The sequence below is a fragment of the Pseudoalteromonas sp. P1-16-1b genome (assembly GCF_001401785.1).
GTDB classification, from domain to species: Bacteria; Pseudomonadota; Gammaproteobacteria; order Enterobacterales; family Alteromonadaceae; genus Pseudoalteromonas; species Pseudoalteromonas undina.
On record NZ_LKGQ01000039.1, the window covers coordinates 1 to 18,074 of the forward strand.

The following is an 18,074-nucleotide window of genomic DNA, read 5'->3' on the forward strand; positions in this document are numbered from 1 at the left end:
TATGTGAAAGTAGGACATTACCAGGCTCCAAATACAAGAAAGCCCGATTCGAAAGAGTCGGGCTTTTTTACGTCTGCAGAAAAGTGAAAGTATTAGCCGTCAGCTATCAGTTGCACAGCGTCAACCTGACCACCGTAGCATGGGTTGAGTATTCGAAACCCAGGGATAAAAGAACACGAAGAACACGACAGAGGATGAGTCGGGCTTTTTTACGTTTGGAATAAAGTAAAAGAGGTATTAGGTTAAAGGAAGAGAATTGATCAGAGCCGACCCTAAGGCATTCTACTGCGTCATCGCAACGAAGTAGCGCACCCACTCCAAATATAAGTTAGTGTACAGCCCTCAGTTTTGAAGTATTACCATCAGCACTCCGTCTTTACTGATCTTAGTTATTCTCCTTGCATCTTTAAACTAGTCCCTAAATTATCATCTTGTTGCAATTTCATTGTTGGTTTAATAACTGTCCTGTGTAAAACTATCTAGGATAATTTAGTAAATCAGGTGACATGAATGTCGAATATAAAAGCTTGGAAACTTCTCAGCCTGTTTTGTTTGTTTACAGCACTGATTGGTTGTCAATCTAAAGAAGAACAGCTACAACAAACAATTCAAGAGTCCATTAAAAAGGCCGATGTCGAGCTTACTCAGCTTGGTAAAGCACTTGATAATGGTAGTATACGTAATGCGATTATTCTTAAAGAATACAGTCGTATCCTTAAACAACAGCAGCCTGAACTCAGTAAGGTTGTTGATGTAGTTAGCCTTGATGCCACACGCCAGGGAGCCCTTTATAGTGGCTTAACCCAACGCCTTGATGATATTAAGGGTAATTACTTAATTCCTCCTTACGAAGACACTTTATACAATATTGATTTATTGCGTGAAGCCGCCAAGCCAACGTTATTTTCTGATGCCTTAACCGATCCTATTAATATGCTTGCGGATATGTCGAATGGTTCTTTGGCACGAGTTGGTGCTATAAGCCAAAAAGCTGAAGGCCAAGGGGTCGGTAACCAAATGGTAGGTAATCCTAACTATGGTAATTGGCAAACGAATAGTAGCGGTATTAGCTTTTGGCAATGGTACGGCATGTACCGTATTTTGGGTGATGTATTTGACCGAGTTGAATACGGAAGTTGGAGTAAACGCCGTAAGTATAGTTACTACAATGACTATGGTCGTACTCGTTACTCAAGCCCTAAACAAATAAAAACCCAAAGTGCATTAGAAACACGTACACGACAATCTTACCAACGCCAAGGCAAGCAGTTCACTAGTCCTTATGCGAGTAAAAAAACAGGTGCATCAGGTTTGAGTCGCAGCAGTTATACGCCGCCTAAAAGTCGCAGCAGTTACTCAAGAGCGAGTAGTTATAGCAATAATTCAGGATCGGTTCGTAATAGCAGTAGCAGAACCTCGCGCGGCGTAAGTCGTGGTAAGTAAAGAATAATGTTGGAGTTAGAATAATATGTATGAATTTAATGGAATAACTATGTGGTCTTTGCAAGCACTGTCAGTAGACTTTGCAATTATCATCTTACTGTTTGTGAGCCTAAAGTATATTAAAGGTTGGGTGTCTAATTTACATGCTAATGATGAAATTACCGAGCGAGATAACTTTGCATTCGGAATAAGCTTTGCCGCTGGCTTAGTTGCCCTTGCGATTGTATTAACGGGTGTAAGTAGTGGTGCTTTTGCTGCTACGTTACAAAAAGAAGCTCTGTTAATGCTTGGCTATGGTGCATTAGCAATTTTGCTTATAAAGCTGGGTCACTTTTTTCAAGATAAAGTGGCATTGCGTAAAGTAAGCCTACATAACGAAATAGTCAAAGGTAACGTTACTGCGTCAATTATTGATTTTGGCCATGTAGTTAGTGTTGCGGTGGTTATTCGCTCTGCACTATTGTGGGTTGCTACCGAAGGCTGGCATGGCATTCCTATTGTGATTGCCGCTTTTGTGATTGGTAGTGTGGTACTGCTTTTAGTAAGCCAATACCGAGTGCAGTTATTTAAACGCACCAATAAAAGCGGTGATTGCCTACAACAAGCCATTGTTGATGGTAATTTAGCAGTAGGTGTTCGCTATGCCGGCTTTTTAATTGGTAGTGCATTAGCCATTACTGCTGCAACAGGTATTGCTCCCTATGCTGCCGATAATATTAACGCGAGTTTACTTTACTGGGCGCTAAGTGCCGTTGTTAGTTTGGTTGCTTTCATTTTACTGCACTTACTGACGATTAAAATCATTCTTGCTGGGTGTAATATTTCAGATGAAGTGAATCGTCAAAAGAATGTGGGTGTTGCCGCTATTTCTGCAGCAGTGTCATTTGCTGTCGGGATCACTATGGCCACACTACTGGGTGCATAATCACGTGTCATCAACTCAAGCTTCCCCAAGTAAATTTAATTTACTTGGGCATGATATTTTACTGATCACTGTTATGGCCGTACTCGCAGGATGCGGCCTTATTTATGAATACTTACTTTCTCATTACGCTGGCCGAGTACTAGGCTCAGTTGAGAGTGCAATTTACGCCATGATAGGCACTATGATTGTAGCTATGGGGATGGGTGCATTTTTAGCGCGTTGGTTTAAAGATGCCTTTACCGCATTTGCTTGGCTAGAAAGCATTATTGCGCTCATAGGTATGGGCTGTATATTAGCCATTGCCAGTATCATTGCTGTTAGTTATTCACTCCCTCATTTATTCTCAAGTATTTTTAATATTCCACCTGACGTTATTCTTAATGGTTATGTGTTTCAAAAGCTGCAAGAGTGGTCTCGCTTTTTACCTTATGTATTTGGCTTAATATTAGGGCTATTTATTGGTATGGAAATACCGCTTATTGCGCGTATTCGCCAGCATGTTTATGGACGTTTTTTAGAAAATAACGCCGGCACTATATATGGGGCTGACTATATTGGCGCCGGTATTGGCGCGGCAATTTGGGTGAGTATTATGCTCGCGATGCCAATAATGCAAGCCGCTGCTTGGACAGCGCTATTTAACATTATTGCCGGCCTTGCCTTTTTATGGCGTTATCATAGCTATGTACGCTTTGCTAAGTTGCTATTGGTTTGCCATATATTACTGCTGGTGTTATTCGCTTTTATTTTGCAGTTTGGTAGTAGCTGGATGGATAATCTAAGTAACGTACTATACAAAGATAAAGTTATTTATTCCCAAGCAACGAAATACCAGCATGTGGTGTTAACCGAACGCTTAAGTAAAAATCAGCCACAGCCAATCACTGATCTATACTTAAATGGTCGTTTGCAGTTCTCAAGTATTGATGAGCAAATATATCACTCAATGCTGGTTTATCCTGCAATGCTCGCATCTAATCGTCATGACCGTGTTTTGATTATTGGTGGCGGTGACGGATTGGCCATGCGTGATGTATTAAAGTGGCCGGTTGAGGAAGTGACTTTAATTGATTTAGATGGACAGCTACTCAATTTATTTGGTCATAAAGATAACAAATACACACCGCCTGATGATATTAAACAGCGATTAATGGCACTCAATAATGAATCGATGCATGACCCCCGAGCAAATATTATTGTGGGTGATGCATTTTTAGAAGTTGAAAGGCTACTGGATCAGTCAAAGCAGTTCGATACTATCCTAATTGACCTGCCAGACCCTAATCATCCCGATCTGAATAAGATGTATAGCGACTATTTTTATAACCATGTGCGTCAATTATTGGCACCTGATGGTGCTATGGCGGTACAGTCAACCTCGCCTTATCATGCGAAAAAGGCATTTTTAAGTATTGCTAAAACGGTGAAAGCCGCAGGTTTTGATTATGTAGAGCAATATCAGCAAAACATCCCTTCGTTTGGTCAGTGGGGGTGGACTATTGCTACTAAAATGGGTCAATCACCAAGTGCACGTATTAACAATATAGCGGATATGCCAGTGCCATCTCGGTGGATTAGTAAAAAATATTTATTAGCCAGTTTTGCATTTCCTAATAACTATTTTGAACAAGTTAACGATATTGAAGTCAATAGGTTAGGCTCTGGTCGCTTATATGATTATTACCGAGCTGCTTGGCAAATAGAAAGTGAATTGTATAAAAATTAATAAAACATGGTTGACATAATATGTCGACCATGCGAATCTTAACTCAGACATAATATGTCAAACGACAAAAAGGCAGAGACATGGAATTAAATGAACTTTCAATAAAATTAGCGTCTTTTGAAACTGAGGGTGCTAACTTTGAGTCTTTCTTGATTGCCAATCCAGGTGAGCAAGATGTTTTACAAGTCATTGTTGATGGAAACGATGAGCTTCCAATTTTTGTTACCCAAACACAAGAGCAATTATTATGTATTAGCTACTTGTTTGGTGAAGACGAAGTAAAAAGCGAGTTACGCGACGAGTTAAACGAAACACTACTGCGTTTAAACGTGCCAATTCCGCTAAGTGCATTTGCCAAAATCGATAATAAATATGCGATTTTTGGTGCACTTTCGGTAAATTCATCATTAGATGACGTTACCCACGAACTAGTGACGTTAGCGGATAACGCAATTGATGCACTAGAAGCCGTGACCTTGTATTTAAACGATTAGGATACCCGCATAGGTAAGTGCTGATTGCTAATAGTATATGGCTCTCGCTTTACCTAATAGGATATAAACAAGTTTTTGGAGTTAAGATTATGAGTATTTTAAAAAAATTATTTACAGCGGTACGTGGTGGCGCGCGTGAAGCGGGCGAAGCAATTGTTGATGCGAATGGTATTCGTATTTTTGAACAAGAAATTGCCGATGCACAAAATGCACTGAATCGTGCTAAAAAAAGCCTGACAGAAGTAATGGCTAAAGAGATGCAAACTAAGCGTAAAATTAGCGCTGTAGATGCATCAATTGCTGAGCACGAAGCGTATGCAGGTCAAGCCCTTGAAAAAGGGAATGAAGCATTAGCATTAGAAATTGCAGAAAAAATTGGTGACTTTGAAGCTGAGAAAGCCGAACACGAGCAAGTATTAGCGGGCTTTACTAATCACATAGTGACCTTGAAGCAGCAAGTTAAAGATGCTGAAAAATCAATTAAAGAAAACCAGCGTCAGCTTACTATGGTTAAAACCACAGAAAGCGTTCAACAAGCGACAATGGCTGTAAATAGCACGCTTAATACTAATAGCTCGTCGATGACATCAGCTCGTCAGTCGCTTGAGCGCATTAAGCAACGCCAACAAGACCGTACTGATCAATTAGGTGCTGCAAAGTCTCTAGAAGCAGATGTTAATGGCGATGATTTAAAAGCTAAAATGGCTGAAGCGGGTATTGGTGATACCAATCCAAAAAGTGCTGATATTTTAGCGCGCATTAAAGCGAAGCAAAATAGCTAACATTTAGAACCATATTAAAAAGGTAACCGAGTTTTGCTCCGTTACCTTTTTTGCTTACAGAGGCACCTTATATGTTTAATTTTTTCAAATCTAAAAAAAAGCCAGAACGTCAGCTTAATCACGCGAGTGACCTTAAAAAAGGTGACATGTTTACAGTGATTGACTCGTTTGCTTATCCTGCATGGCTCAAAGGCCAAACACTTCGCGTTATTGATGTGCAAACGTATCAGTACCAACATAGTAGTGATACTGAATTCGTACTTGAAACTAACACAGGCCAAGTGGTGTTTTTACAAATAGAACAAAACGATGGTGAGCAGTGGGCAAATTTCTCAATAAAGATTCAGCGTGATGATGTTGATGAAGTATTTGGTTTGGATGAGTTTTCACGTATTTTTGATGAAGAATCGTTAACGCATATTACAGTTAAAAATACGCCTGAGCGTTTTATACAGTTTTTAGCTGGCAGTTATCAACAAAGTGAATCACCTTATGTATGTTATTTTCATAATAAAGATTTTCGTGGCCAAGCGCTACCTCGCTATGAGCAAGACGGTGGTGAGCCCTGTGAAATGATTTGTTTAGCGTCACCCGATGAAGGGCATAGCGTTAATATCGAAATTTGGGAGGGAGGTGAAACAGAAGTATCACTGACATTAACTCGCCCAATTAGCGATATTGTTGACTTGTTTCCTGGAGATGCCCAGTGAGTGATGCTAAAGACAAGTGGTTGCGCCAAGAGCAAGCTGTGCGCGCCACGCAAATGGCCTTTGATTTGAGTAGTGAGGTACAAAAGTCGATAAAAAAACAAGCTATCGACCAAGAGCTTACTCCCTCAGATATGATCCGCAAAATTTTAGGCCTTGATGTAAAGTCTAAAAAAACACGGCAGCGTTTATCGTTTAATTTAAATGATGATGAAATAGCGCAATTGGCTAGTCGGTTTGAAGTTGCAGTAGATGATAAAAGAGCGGTAAAGCAACAGGTAGCAGATCTACTTATTGAGCATACAAAAAAGACTAAGTAACCCTTTTGCCTTCTTTATATAAAATACTTACACTGAGGTTATTATTTCTAAAGAAGTGCAGCTGTGAATATTATATTGATTGCCTACTTACTTATGTTTGCGTTATTTGGCACAGCGGCAAGTTACTTTGTGCGTTTTATATATGCTTATTGGGTACAAAAGAACATGCCTTTGGAATACATTTTTAAGGCTGGTGTATGTATTTTCATGGTAGTGGTTATTTCGGTGTTAATACCACTATTAAATTAACACCGAAACGAATTGCTACTGGTAATTAACGGTTTTACATTGGTTATCAATACATAAAGAGTGAACTTCTAGCACTGTTGAACAGTCATCGAACTCAAGCGCAGTGTTATTTTGTTGTTCTTGCTGAGTGATTTTTTGTGCTAATTGCTCGGCATGCTTTTGAGAGTTATTTAATGTTGAATATACAACATACTTACTCGGCCCTCCACAGACACGCGAGCCAACACCTAACACCTTACATTGATAACTGGCTGTGCAGCTTTTATTACTTGTAAGCTCATTAAGCTGAGTATTTAAAACAGATTCACTCGCGTTTTGAGCTGTGCTTGGTGTTAGTGCGCTACTGCAACCGCTAAGCAGCATAGTCATGACAACACTGGCAGCTGATAGTTTAATTACGGATGACAAACAACTCATAATCTAATCCTTAAAATACACTTACCGCAGAGCCTTCAAGTTTAACACATTTATTTTCAACGCACTGGGTACTAGGCGCAGTTAAATGTTGGCAAATACTCATCATGCCTTTTTGCGCATTATAAGTACTTTCCAATTGAGTAATTGTATCGCTTAGGGTTGAAACCTGTTTTTGGGGGGCGCTTTGTGTAGAGTACACAATATAATCGCTCGGTCCACCACAGGCACGGCTACCAACAGCATTCACTTTACACTGTGAACTCGTTGAACATTGCTTATCTGCTATGAGGCTGTTTAGCTTATCTTTTGCTGTTTTAATATCATCAAGCGACACTTCTTTTGCTGCATCAGCTGGTAATGGCTGTGCTATTTTATTTTGCTTATTCGCTTGTGGTAATTTTTGTTGCGGTATCGGCGTAGACGTATTTTCTACCGCATTGGTTTTAGTTTGCTCAGTTTTATTTGAGGTTGTTTCTAAGCACGCCGTTAAGCAAAGCGGTAGCAGTAGAGCGAGTAATGGAGTACGCATAATCGTTCCTGATAGTGATGAATTATTCATCACTATCATACACTGTGCATTCATTACAGCAATAAAAACTCTACTATCAACATATTAAAGAGGTGATAAGGAGAGTTTTTAAGTTAACCCGCCTTGCGTTAATTTAGCTGGATTGAGTAATGCCTCTAATTCTGATCGAGATAGGTCGGTTTCTTGCTCAGCGATATCAATAATTGGCTGTGCTTGCTGATAAGCTTGCTTAGCAATTTTTGCTGCTTTTTCGTAGCCAATAACAGGGTTTAGCGCAGTCACTAAAATCGGGTTTTTAGTTAATGCTTTATCAATCTGAGTTTGATTAACTTTAAAGCTAGCAATGGCTTTATCTGCCAACGCTTGCGCGCTATTAGCGAGTATCTCGGCACTTTGCAAAATATTGTAAGCGATTACCGGCAGCATTACGTTAAGCTCAAAGTTGCCAGCTTGGCCTGCAACCGTAATGGTTGCGTCGTTACCAATGACTTGGGCGCTAACCATTGCAGCGGCTTCTGGGATCACCGGATTCACTTTACCCGGCATAATTGATGAGCCAGGCTGTAATGCTTCAAGTTCAATTTCTGAAAATCCCGCAAGTGGGCCTGAGTTCATCCAACGTAAATCGTTGGCTATTTTCATTTGTGCAACTGCATAGACTTTTAGCTGTCCTGATAAAGCGACAATCGCATCTTGTGATCCAATATTATAAAAAAAGTTATCGCTAGGGGTAAATTGAATCCCTACCTTTTCAGTTAGCTGTGTGGCAAATAGAGCGGCAAATTGTGGGTCGGCATTAATACCTGTACCTACTGCTGTGCCACCTTGCGCTAGCTCACAGACACGTATTAGTGCATGCTCAATACCGCTAGCTGCATGCTTTACCTGCGATTGCCATGCGCTGAGTGTTTGCTCAAAAGTTATTGGCATTGCATCCATTAAATGAGTGCGCCCAGTTTTAACTATGTGGCCGATGTCTGCTTTTTTTTGCTCTAAGGCGTCTGCTAAATTTGCTAGTGCTGGCAGTAATTTTTTATCAACGCTGATCGCACTACTCAAAGCAATCGCAGTGGGAATAACGTCATTAGAGCTTTGCCCCATATTCACATCGTCATTTGGGTGAATAGCTTGGTTAGCTTGTTTTGAGGCTAAGCTCGCAATGACCTCATTAGCATTCATATTTGAGCTAGTACCTGAGCCAGTTTGAAAAATATCAACGGGGAAATGCTCATAATGCTTACCATCAATAATTTCTTGGCAGGCATGATCGATCGCATTTGCTTTCGTTTTATCTAAATGGCCTAGTTTGAAATTGGCTATTGCAGCAGCTTGCTTGATATACGCTAAGGCAATAATAAATTGTTGCGGCATTGTGAGGCTGCTGATCGTAAAGTTATTAATGGCGCGTTGGGTCTGTGCTTTATAAAGTGCGTCAGCGGGCACGTTGAGTGTGCCCATGCTATCTGATTCTGTTCTAAAGTTACTCATTAGTACTCCTATAAAAGAGAATATATGACATTTAACTACGCTATATAAAAAGATATGGTGCTGTTATTACTATTTACAACGGTATAGCTAAAAAGTAGAGGGCGTCAAGGTAAGCTAATGATGGAACAAAATAAAAAGTCGACTTAAACTGATTTTAAGTCGACTTAAATAATGTATTTATATAAACAGCCGGTTACAAGGCTAAACAGAATTTTAATTGTAGCCAAGAATAAATATTTGGTCTGTTTCATGTTTGTTTTGTGCCTTTTGAGTATTTTTTACATGAGAAAGTAAGTCGATAACCGTTGCTCTACAATCTGTTTCATAACTCGTTTTATCTAGGCTTTTGTCTGTAACTGCCATTGCAGCATCTACTGCGGTATAAGGTGAAATATACATAATGTTATCCTTTTGTAGTTTAGTACTCATTAAGTGAGTAATTTAATAAAAGCATATAGCGTACCAGCTCGGTAAAGATAATTTAACGTATTGAAATTGATGTTATTTTATTTTTTTGGTCAATTTACTCACGACAGAATAGCTGAAATTTGTTTTACTATTGTGCATTCATTTGCAATTTAGGTGCATCAGTATGACCAAACCGTTTTCACAAGCCTGCGAAAATAATAAAAATCATATACTTACGGCTTTGCAGCCTGCATTGCAAAATGCAGCATCAGTACTTGAGATAGGCTCGGGGACGGGTCAGCATAGTGTTTTCTTTGCCAAAAAATTGTCACATTTACAATGGTATACCAGTGATCGAGAGGTTAATCATCAAGGAATAAAGTTATGGCATGATGAGGTGCAACTGGCAAACTTGCATCCGCCTTTATTACTTGATCTAAACTATTCTTGGCCAGTAAATAAAGTGGATGCGGTATATACTGCTAATACTTTTCACATAGTGAGCTGGGAGTTAATTACGCGTTTTTTTGCTGGAGTAAATCAGCACTTAAACCAGCAAGGGGTGGTGTGTGTATATGGCCCTTTCAAATATAAAGGGGAGTTTACCAGCCCCAGTAATGATGAATTTAATAGTTTATTGCAAAGTCGCGATCCGCTTAGTGGTATTCGTGATTTCGAAGCGGTTGAACAGCTTGCAGTGCAATATGGGCTTAAGTTACTCAGCGATACTGCGATGCCTGCAAATAATCAGTTACTCATTTTTAAACGGCAATAAAGTGCTACATTGTTGTCTGTAAATTTCGATATGTTGGCATTCGCGTTCTAAGTAATCTGCAATTGCATTATTAAAATCGGGGTGAACAATGTGATGGGCAGAGTAAGTGATTACCGGTTGAAAACCACGAGCGATTTTATGCTCTCCTTGTGCCCCAGCATTAAAGCACTGAATGTTATGCTTAATAGCATAATCAATCCCTTGGTAATAACACAGCTCAAAGTGAAGCGAATCTATCTCTTCACTAGCACCCCAATAGCGGCCGTAAAGGGTATTATCATCAATTAAGCTTAAGGTGGCGGCAATTACTTGCTGGTCTCTTTTGGCTAGCATAATGAGCAATTTGTCAGCCATTAAAGCGTGTAACAAGCTAAAAAAATCACTGTTTAAGTAGCCTAAATGACCCGATCGTTTTAAATAAGTGCGTTGATAAAACTCACAAAAAAGCTGCATTGTAGCGGTAGTGATTTTCTCGCCTTTGAGCCATTCAATACTGATATTTTGCTCTGTGATTTTAGCGCGCTCTTTTTTAACGGCTTTACGTTTTCGGGCATTAAAGGTTTTTAAAAAATCGTCAAAATCTTTAAAGTTATTATTAAACCATTGAAACTGCACGCCGATTCTTCGCATAGCACCGGTATCATAAAGATGGGTGGCTTGTGCTTTGTCGCAAAAGTTTACATGCCAGCCTGACCATGCCTGTTCTACGCAGTGGCTTTTAAGTTGCTCTGTTATGTACTTATACACTAGCTTTGGATTGCTATGCATAATACGTATTCTTTGTCCCTCAATCGGGCTAAAGGGAATACCACATAGCCATTTAGGGTAATAATTTAAGCCATTTTTTTCATAAGCTTCGGCCCATGCCCAGTCAAATACATATTCACCGTAGGAGTGCGCTTTTAAGTAGCCAGGGGCAAGCGCAATGAGTTTATCGCCTTCATAAACGGCTAAGTGATGAGGCTGCCAACCTGTTTTAGCACTTACACATTGGCTTTGCTCAAGTGCGTATAAAAAAGCATGTTGGGTGAATGGGTCATTACCAAAAAATTGATGCCACTGTGTAGCATCAATTTGATTAATACTATTAAACCAACTGTGAGAAAAGTGGCTCATAATGCTTTGCCTACTACTGTTGTCTGTGTGTTACTTGTTAATTTTGATAATAATTCGACAGCCATATTCGGTTTTCTATTTTGGATAAAACCTTATGGTTCATCCTGCTCGATATATTGAGATAAGCATTGTGTGAGCTTATCGAGTTCGAGAGGTTTTGCAAGATGTTCGTTAAAACCAATTGCTAAGGCATTGGCTTTATCTTCAGGCATTACATCAGCGGTTAAGGCGATCACAGGTAATTGTTCAGCACTTTTAGTTTTCCGTATCAATGCGGTGGCCTGGTAACCGTCCATAACTGGCATTTGGCAATCCATTAACACTAAATCGAAGTCATTTATTTTAACTTGTTCTACTGCCAACTCTCCATTTTCAACCAATGTTGGGGTGATCCCCAAAGAGCTAAGCATTGCTTTTATCACTAATTGATTGACGCTGTTATCTTCTGCAACCAGTATTTTTAGTTTGCTTAAATCAACATGCTGTTGCGAGTGCTTCGCCGTTACTTGTTGTACAGCACAGGTATTTAACTCGACAGACAGAGTAAAAGTGGAGCCTTTACCTGGCTCACTTTGTACTTTGATATCTCCAGACATTAATAAGCTAAGTTCTTTTGCGATTGCCAAACCAAGCCCTGTACCACCAAACTTACGTGATGTTGAGCTATCAGCTTGGGTGAATGCATCAAATAATTTACTTTGCTCTGAAGCGGCAATACCGATACCCGAGTCCCTAATAGCCAAGGTAATTTGATGACGTTTATCGGCGATCTCCTTGCTGTATGCGCTAATACTTACTTCACCTTCGTAAGTAAACTTAATAGCGTTACTACACAGGTTTAATAAAATTTGCTCAATTCGCATAACATCACCTTCAAACCAAATGTCGGTGGGTAATTGGTTATCAACTTTCCAGTTAATACCTTTTTGTTCAGCGCTTTGCTCGAACATGCTACTGATCCGAGCAAGAAGAGCATTCAAATCAAAAGGAGCAACTTCTAAGGTTAGTTTTTGTGATTCAATTTTAGAGATATCGAGTACATCATTGATTAAACTTAATAATGAGTTAGATGCTAAATTAATTTTATTTAAATAATCAGAAAGAGTTTCAGGACTATCTTCATTTTTAGCTAAGGTTGAAAAGCCGATCACAGCGTTAAGCGGGGTGCGAATTTCATGGCTCATATTTGCTAAAAACCGGCTTTTAGCTTGATTTGCCAAATCAGAATGCTGTTTAGCCTTAACGAGAGAGCGAGTACGCTCTGCTACCAAACGTGAAAGTGCAAGGTGTTGGTGATTAAACAACAGTAATATCAGTAAAATGAGTGAGCTGACAATGACCTGTAAAATAAGCAAAAAGAGTGTCATGTTATTAGTTTGATGCGGTAAGAATTCATCTTTAATCGCTAAATCTACTAGCCATGTTTGTCCTGCAAAATTAATTTCGATAGTTGTAAGCTTATTGCTTTTGGTTGGAATATTTTCGGCATTTGAATAAAACGGGATGGTAGCATTAGCTTCATAAATAGCGATATTAAACATTTTATTTTGTGCTTGGGTAAGCGACTGAGCAAGTATGTTTTTTACTAAAAATACACCTGTTGCGTAGCCTTTAATTGATGCAATCTCATTATTTTGTTGATACACAGGAGAAAATAATAAATACGCGGGTTCAGGTCGCTGTGTTTGAACTAATTGAATTATTTTAGTACCGACAGGGCGATTTTTGATACGTGGATCGAGTAAAGTCTCACGACGATCTTTACGAGAGTTGAGATTAAAACCTATGGCGGATTGGTTTTCTGACAAAGGAGCAATATAAGTGATAATCACCAATGGATCGTTGTTTGATAATGGGGCGCCTTTAATGCTCGGAGCAAAGTTGTGTGTATTATAAATTTCATCAAGCTGTTTGTTAAAGTCACTGACCTGAGCCTGGTTAATTTTGCGGTTCCATGAAAATGCTTTAATAAATGAATGCTCAGCCAATAGTTGAGCACTGTAAATATCAAACTCTTGCTTGCTTAAAGTCGGTGTTGATTGTATTTGGCTTGCAAGGCTTTGTACGGTTATTTGACTGAGGTTTAAATTGCTCAGTAAACTGTTTTCAATGATAGATGTTTCGCGTTTGGCAATTTGTATCGCATTTGAATAACTCTCTTGATTATATAGCTTTGTGGTAAAAGCTACAGAGATGAATAATACCGAGCAAACTGCGATGGTAGGTAGTGGGGTGAAGTAATGTCGTTTAAATTTAGGTTGTAATAACGCCAATATAAAAGGAGTTGCGATCAGCACACCAAGAGAATCACCAAGCCACCAAAAAGTAACATTTCTCCAATGATTATCAATACTGTAAGCAGGGTTAAACTGACTTAAAGCATAGACGCCAATATTGGCCGATATTAGGCTAACGACAATACCAACGATAAAAATAAAATAAATTATTGATTGGCGCTTCTTTAAAAACAGCGGATGACCTAGCCAGTATTTTAAAAAAGCTGCGCCAATCATCCCTTGTAGTACAGCACCAAAGCCGATTAGTAACACCTGCTCTAATGTATTGCCAATTAAAACTTGATCAGTAATAACGTTATCACCGGTACTTAAATTAAAGGCGACAGAGGCAATAAATAATGCCGGAATAAAACGCCACCACCAGATAAAACAGCCAACTAGGGCAATACCTGCAGGGAGCCAGATAGGGATTACTTGTGATTGGAAGGCAAAATTAGTTAATAACTTACCAGTTGCAAAATAAGCCACCGCAAACAATATGTAAAAAGCAGAAGAACTGGATGTTGAACGAAAAATCTTCACATGCATCCTTGTTTAATATTATTTTTATAGTTGAATCTCAGTATAGCGAATCAGTACTAAATAGTATTATTTTTTAAAGTGGTAACTGTTTTTTACTAAATGACTGCTTTAATACAACGGTTGATTCTATGTTGGCGATACAGCTTAAGCTTCCCAGTTGGTGCTTTACAAACTGCTCATAACTTTCTAAACCCTGAGAGATAATTTTTAATAAATAGTCGTGGCTGCCTGAGATCACTGAGCACTCAAGTACATGCGGTAGTTTTTCTACATGTTGTTCAAACTGTTGTGCAGCACTCACTGAGTTTTGACACAGTCGCACGAAAGCATAAACCAGTACATTAAGATTGAGTGACTTAGGGTTAATAGCTGCGTGATAACCAATAATAACCTGTTCTTGCTCAAGTTTTTTAATGCGCCTTAGAGTAGGAGTATCCGAGAGATTAATGGTATTGGCTAATTCTGATACCGACATTCGGGCTTGCGATTGCAAGGCAACGAGTAGCTGCTGATCTTTATTATCTAACATGGTTGTAGAATCTTATTAATTATCTATCTAATAATAGTGATTATTGCTAACAATAACTGCTTTTACTATTTTTTTTAGCGTTTTAACCTCTGGGATCTTTGCTAGCATTAAAAAATAATAATAACAGGATGTAGTCATGAGTTCTTACACAGCTAAATTTGATAATTGGATTAGGTCTGAGTTTGTTGCCCTAAACTCTCAATTAGAGGAGTTGTATTGGCAGCAAGCAGATAAGGCAAATGTTGAAGAGATCGGGGATAACTTAAAGCAGACTTTGAAAGAGCAAGGTAATGCGTTGATCAGCGATTTATTAGCCGAAGGTAATACCGACGAAGGATTTGATAGCGCATTCGACTTGCTTGGTAATGTTGGTTTGTTTATGGCTGCTTGTCGCAGGCATGAGATCACAGAGCCGAGCAGAGAAACAACCTCACCATTAGTTGAAGCATCGGCGCTTGCTATGCATATTGGTGCTTCTATTGGAGTAACTCCTCGTTTTGCCACCGCACATTTAACCACTCATAATAAAGCCATTAATGGCACCTATAAACGGTTTACAAATCTTGATGATGAAGCTCTGTTTTTAGATTACAACACCCAAGGTATTTTAGCGTATAAGCGCGCGAGTGATGCTTTACTAAAAATACTGCCATTAGGTATTTCACACCCAGTCACGGCTGAACTGCTTGAGGTGGTTAAAACGGCACTTATTGATGTAATAGCGTCGAATAATGCCTTGTATACTCAACTTGATACCGAGCGTTTTTTTAATTGTGTACGCCCATACTACAAGCCTTACCGGGTAGGTAAAGAGGTTTACCGTGGTGCAAATGCGGGAGATTTTGCCGGCATTAATGTTATTGATATGCTGTTAGGGCTTTGCAGTGCCAATGAGCCGAGTTACTCACAAATGCTGGTGGATAAATTTTTATATATGATGCCAGAGGACCAACAAATATTGCGAGAAGCCATGCGTATGCAAAGCTTTATGGATGACTTCTTAAAAGCCGAGCAATATAAACACACAGAGTGGTTTCAAAAGCACGGCAAACTATTTATACAAGTGTGTAAATTACATGGTGACACCGCTATCGGTCATCATAATCAGTTGGTTGAGAAGTTTATTGCCCAACCGTCACTGCAAATGCAACAACAGCATATAAGCAAAGTAACTGCCAGTGGACCACCTTTACCGGTACTGCTAGATTCCTTAGCTAAATTAAGGGATAGACGTGCAGCAGCTAAGCGAGACGATATTAATACGCGTTTTGATGACTTAAATACGCTAAAACAGTGGATTAACTAATATGGCTAAAAATGATTTTTGTATGCCAAGGGGCTGCTATTTATTAAGCCACTCTGTTGGTCGTCCTCTAAAAAGTACTTTAGAAAATGCTACTGAGCAGTTTTTTACTCCTTGGCAGGAAAGTGCTAAAGAGCCATGGCAGCAATGGCTACCAGCTATAGAAAATTTTACGGGTGCATTAGGGCGGCTATTTAATGCGCCAAGTGAGCAGTTTTGTCCTCAGGTTAACTTATCTAGTGGTTTAACTAAATTGCTTATGTCGCACCCCGTATTTAATAAACCACAGTGCACGGTATTAATGGCGCAGGCCGACTTTCCAAGTATGGGGTTTGTAATGCAAAAAGCACTCCCTGCATGTGCAACAATACGTTTCATCCCCGAGCATGAAGATCTAAGTGATAGGCAGGTATGGCAGCGATATTTAACCCCAGAGATTGATGGTGTGTTTGTTAGTCATGTTTATTCTAATACGGGTGTACAAGCTCCTTTAAACGATATTGTGGCGCTTAGTAAAGTCACGAATACACTCTCAATAATTGATGTGGCGCAATCGGCAGGGGTTATCCCTGTCGATCTAACGGCGTTAAATGCCGATTTTATGATTGGCTCAAGTGTGAAGTGGTTATGCGGGGGGCCAGGTGCGGCCTATTTATGGGTAAATCCAAAGCAAATAACGCAATGTGAACCAAAAGATGTTGGTTGGTTTTCACATCAAAATCCATTCGAGTTTGATATTACGCATTTTCAATATAACGCTAAAACACTTAGGTTTTGGGGCGGTACGCCTTCTATACTCCCTTATGTTATTGCCGCTGATAGCATTGAATATATTGCCCAGTTTGGTGTGGATAAAGTGAGAGCGCATAATTTAGCGTTGTTAACGTTACTTCAGCAGCAGCTGACGGCTTTTTTAGTATCGCCAAACGATAAAGATCAGTGCAGTGGTACCGCTATTTTAGATTTTGCAGAGCATCAACAAACCGTATTAGCGGCATTGGAGGCAGCAAACATAAGTGTGGATGTGCGCAAACTCGGTATTCGTATTTCACCGCACATATACAATACAGCGTCAGAGATACAAGCGTTTATTGCTACGGTGAAAAAGGTAATTAAGGCTGCTGATTAAGCTGTTGTTTTTTTTGAGTGAGTGCCGTTATTTGTTGTTGTGCTTGTTTTATTTGCGGTTCAAATCTTTGTTTAAGTACCGCAGTTTCTGTAGCAATTGCATCTGCAATCGAATCAGCGCCTAAACGATTTGCTTTATCTTGGGTCATGTAACCGACTTGCTGTTTCTTTTGCGCGTATTCCTGCTGGTATTGCTTTATTTTAAGCTCAAGCTTCACAATATCGCGCTCTATTTGTTGCACCTCAAGGTAGTCATCAACTGAGGTATCGATAACTAGGGCGTTTTCAGATTGCAATGCATTGGTTTGCATAATGTTGACGTTTTTAAGCGTGATCACTTTAGCGTCTTTAGCGCAAGGAGTTTGACTGAAAGTCGGCACTCCTTTAATGGTGCATTTAAAAACCGTCACTTCATTTGCCATGCTGACAGTGCAGGCACCTAAAAAACACAGTAGTAATATTAGCTTTGCCATGGTTAAACCTAAGCTGGTTTAAAGTACCATTTATAATGCACTAAGTTGTAACACCATACAATTTGTTTAATTTAATAGCCTAAGTTAAGTATGCCTTCCAAAACGAACAATTCCATAGGTTGTTAAAATTTAGGCACAAAAAAACCACAATTAAGTGGCTTATATTCAGTAATGGTGGAGAGGGAGGGATAGACTTGCTTACATCCATGTAATCAATCGCTACGCGACGCTTGCAGCGGCCTAAACTGTTCCCGACACTTTATCGAACCCTGTCGAGGGTTCTCACCCTCCCAGTTTTTAACGGAGTTAAAATTCAGGCACAAAAAAACCACAATTAAGTGGCTTATATTCAGTAATGGTGGAGAGGGAGGGATTCGAACCCTCGATAGAGCTACAAACTCTATACTCCCTTAGCAGGGGAGCTCCTTCGGCCACTCGGACAC

Annotated in this window: 19 protein-coding genes; 11 read left to right on the plus strand and 8 right to left on the minus strand. The window is 39.5% G+C overall.

Translation table 11 applies throughout. From position 1 onward, the window contains the following. Positions 1 to 510 precede the first annotated feature (510 nt). The 8 genes from AN392_RS17735 to AN392_RS17770 all read left to right on the plus strand — a co-directional run bounded on the left by AN392_RS17735 (position 511) and on the right by AN392_RS17770 (position 6,646). Positions 511 to 1,443, plus strand: coding sequence for a hypothetical protein (locus tag AN392_RS17735; RefSeq protein ID WP_008113289.1), 933 nt, complete (start codon positions 511 to 513; stop codon positions 1,441 to 1,443). A gap of 25 nt (positions 1,444 to 1,468) precedes the next feature. Continuing rightward, positions 1,469 to 2,368 (plus strand): DUF350 domain-containing protein, encoded by a 900-nt coding sequence (locus AN392_RS17740; RefSeq protein WP_041709155.1) that lies wholly within the window; start codon positions 1,469 to 1,471, stop codon positions 2,366 to 2,368. A gap of 4 nt (positions 2,369 to 2,372) precedes the next feature. Further along, a complete protein-coding gene (locus tag AN392_RS17745) occupies positions 2,373 to 4,094 on the plus strand; it encodes a polyamine aminopropyltransferase (protein ID WP_055013440.1) in 1,722 nt (573 codons plus the stop codon). An 80-nt stretch (positions 4,095 to 4,174) separates the two neighbouring features. Then, on the plus strand, positions 4,175 to 4,588 hold the full coding sequence (locus AN392_RS17750; RefSeq protein WP_008113284.1) for a YjfI family protein: 414 nt from the start codon (positions 4,175 to 4,177) through the stop codon (positions 4,586 to 4,588). Between the two features lie 89 nt (positions 4,589 to 4,677). Further along, complete coding sequence (locus AN392_RS17755) at positions 4,678 to 5,370, plus strand: PspA/IM30 family protein (protein ID WP_055013441.1); 693 nt, start codon at positions 4,678 to 4,680, stop codon at positions 5,368 to 5,370. A gap of 71 nt (positions 5,371 to 5,441) precedes the next feature. Next, the gene (locus AN392_RS17760; RefSeq protein ID WP_055013442.1) at positions 5,442 to 6,080 is read left to right on the plus strand and encodes a DUF4178 domain-containing protein; all 639 of its coding nucleotides are present in this window, start codon (positions 5,442 to 5,444) and stop codon (positions 6,078 to 6,080) included. Continuing rightward, entirely contained in the window at positions 6,077 to 6,397 is a 321-nt protein-coding gene (locus tag AN392_RS17765; protein WP_010392540.1) for a hypothetical protein, read from the plus strand. The genes AN392_RS17760 and AN392_RS17765 overlap by 4 nt, the downstream gene beginning before the upstream one ends. A gap of 63 nt (positions 6,398 to 6,460) precedes the next feature. Continuing rightward, positions 6,461 to 6,646 (plus strand): hypothetical protein, encoded by a 186-nt coding sequence (locus tag AN392_RS17770; RefSeq protein ID WP_021033113.1) that lies wholly within the window; start codon positions 6,461 to 6,463, stop codon positions 6,644 to 6,646. A 15-nt stretch (positions 6,647 to 6,661) separates the two neighbouring features. Here AN392_RS17770 and AN392_RS17775 read toward each other — a convergent pair whose 3' ends face one another. The 4 genes from AN392_RS17775 to AN392_RS17790 all read right to left on the minus strand — a co-directional run bounded on the left by AN392_RS17775 (position 6,662) and on the right by AN392_RS17790 (position 9,479). Continuing rightward, on the minus strand, positions 6,662 to 7,063 hold the full coding sequence (locus AN392_RS17775; RefSeq protein ID WP_055013443.1) for a hypothetical protein: 402 nt from the start codon (positions 7,061 to 7,063) through the stop codon (positions 6,662 to 6,664). Between the two features lie 10 nt (positions 7,064 to 7,073). Next, on the minus strand, positions 7,074 to 7,592 hold the full coding sequence (locus AN392_RS17780; RefSeq protein WP_200908294.1) for a hypothetical protein: 519 nt from the start codon (positions 7,590 to 7,592) through the stop codon (positions 7,074 to 7,076). 108 nt (positions 7,593 to 7,700) lie between these two features. Beyond that, on the minus strand, positions 7,701 to 9,080 hold the full coding sequence (locus AN392_RS17785) for a lyase family protein (RefSeq protein WP_055013445.1): 1,380 nt from the start codon (positions 9,078 to 9,080) through the stop codon (positions 7,701 to 7,703). Between the two features lie 213 nt (positions 9,081 to 9,293). Beyond that, positions 9,294 to 9,479, minus strand: a complete 186-nt coding sequence (locus AN392_RS17790; protein ID WP_008113269.1) for a hypothetical protein — start codon at positions 9,477 to 9,479, stop codon at positions 9,294 to 9,296. Positions 9,480 to 9,672: 193 nt separating this feature from the next. Between AN392_RS17790 and AN392_RS17795 the strand changes: the two genes are divergently transcribed. Then, complete coding sequence (locus AN392_RS17795; protein ID WP_055013446.1) at positions 9,673 to 10,263, plus strand: DUF938 domain-containing protein; 591 nt, start codon at positions 9,673 to 9,675, stop codon at positions 10,261 to 10,263. Here the strand turns inward: AN392_RS17795 and AN392_RS17800 are convergent. From AN392_RS17800 to AN392_RS17810, 3 genes are all read right to left on the minus strand, one after another. After that, positions 10,240 to 11,379: a GNAT family N-acetyltransferase gene (locus AN392_RS17800; protein ID WP_055013447.1), complete on the minus strand. Its 1,140-nt coding sequence runs from the start codon at positions 11,377 to 11,379 to the stop codon at positions 10,240 to 10,242. The genes AN392_RS17795 and AN392_RS17800 overlap by 24 nt on opposite strands. A 92-nt stretch (positions 11,380 to 11,471) precedes the next feature. Beyond that, entirely contained in the window at positions 11,472 to 14,198 is a 2,727-nt protein-coding gene (locus AN392_RS17805) for an ATP-binding protein (protein WP_055013448.1), read from the minus strand. Positions 14,199 to 14,271: 73 nt separating this feature from the next. Continuing rightward, positions 14,272 to 14,727 (minus strand): Lrp/AsnC family transcriptional regulator, encoded by a 456-nt coding sequence (locus AN392_RS17810; RefSeq protein WP_055013449.1) that lies wholly within the window; start codon positions 14,725 to 14,727, stop codon positions 14,272 to 14,274. Positions 14,728 to 14,863: 136 nt separating this feature from the next. Between AN392_RS17810 and AN392_RS17815 the strand changes: the two genes are divergently transcribed. Both AN392_RS17815 and AN392_RS17820 read left to right on the plus strand, forming a co-directional pair. Beyond that, positions 14,864 to 16,033 carry a monodechloroaminopyrrolnitrin synthase PrnB family protein gene (locus AN392_RS17815; protein ID WP_055013450.1) on the plus strand — a complete coding sequence of 390 codons (1,170 nt, stop codon included), beginning with the start codon at positions 14,864 to 14,866 and terminating at the stop codon, positions 16,031 to 16,033. 1 nt (position 16,034) lies between these two features. After that, positions 16,035 to 17,159, plus strand: coding sequence for an aminotransferase class V-fold PLP-dependent enzyme (locus tag AN392_RS17820; protein WP_010392560.1), 1,125 nt, complete (start codon positions 16,035 to 16,037; stop codon positions 17,157 to 17,159). Here AN392_RS17820 and AN392_RS17825 read toward each other — a convergent pair. Continuing rightward, positions 17,143 to 17,631, minus strand: a complete 489-nt coding sequence (locus AN392_RS17825; protein ID WP_010392562.1) for an RNA-binding protein — start codon at positions 17,629 to 17,631, stop codon at positions 17,143 to 17,145. The two genes, AN392_RS17820 and AN392_RS17825, sit on opposite strands and share 17 nt — an antisense overlap. Between the last annotated feature and the right edge of the window lie 443 nt (positions 17,632 to 18,074).

Bases quoted from the DNA above. Each gene is read 5' to 3' on its own strand.
- AN392_RS17735 (WP_008113289.1), top strand. From the start codon at position 511: ATGTCGAATATAAAAGCTTGGAAACTTCTCAGCCTGTTTTGTTTGTTT.
- AN392_RS17740 (WP_041709155.1), top strand. From the start codon at position 1,469: ATGTATGAATTTAATGGAATAACTATGTGGTCTTTGCAAGCACTGTCA.
- AN392_RS17750 (WP_008113284.1), top strand. From the start codon at position 4,175: ATGGAATTAAATGAACTTTCAATAAAATTAGCGTCTTTTGAAACTGAG.
- AN392_RS17755 (WP_055013441.1), top strand. From the start codon at position 4,678: ATGAGTATTTTAAAAAAATTATTTACAGCGGTACGTGGTGGCGCGCGT.
- AN392_RS17760 (WP_055013442.1), top strand. From the start codon at position 5,442: ATGTTTAATTTTTTCAAATCTAAAAAAAAGCCAGAACGTCAGCTTAAT.
- AN392_RS17775 (WP_055013443.1), bottom strand. From the start codon at position 7,063: ATGAGTTGTTTGTCATCCGTAATTAAACTATCAGCTGCCAGTGTTGTC.
- AN392_RS17780 (WP_200908294.1), bottom strand. From the start codon at position 7,592: ATGCGTACTCCATTACTCGCTCTACTGCTACCGCTTTGCTTAACGGCG.
- AN392_RS17785 (WP_055013445.1), bottom strand. From the start codon at position 9,080: ATGAGTAACTTTAGAACAGAATCAGATAGCATGGGCACACTCAACGTG.
- AN392_RS17790 (WP_008113269.1), bottom strand. From the start codon at position 9,479: ATGTATATTTCACCTTATACCGCAGTAGATGCTGCAATGGCAGTTACA.
- AN392_RS17795 (WP_055013446.1), top strand. From the start codon at position 9,673: ATGACCAAACCGTTTTCACAAGCCTGCGAAAATAATAAAAATCATATA.
- AN392_RS17800 (WP_055013447.1), bottom strand. From the start codon at position 11,379: ATGAGCCACTTTTCTCACAGTTGGTTTAATAGTATTAATCAAATTGAT.
- AN392_RS17810 (WP_055013449.1), bottom strand. From the start codon at position 14,727: ATGTTAGATAATAAAGATCAGCAGCTACTCGTTGCCTTGCAATCGCAA.
- AN392_RS17815 (WP_055013450.1), top strand. From the start codon at position 14,864: ATGAGTTCTTACACAGCTAAATTTGATAATTGGATTAGGTCTGAGTTT.
- AN392_RS17820 (WP_010392560.1), top strand. From the start codon at position 16,035: ATGGCTAAAAATGATTTTTGTATGCCAAGGGGCTGCTATTTATTAAGC.
- AN392_RS17825 (WP_010392562.1), bottom strand. From the start codon at position 17,631: ATGGCAAAGCTAATATTACTACTGTGTTTTTTAGGTGCCTGCACTGTC.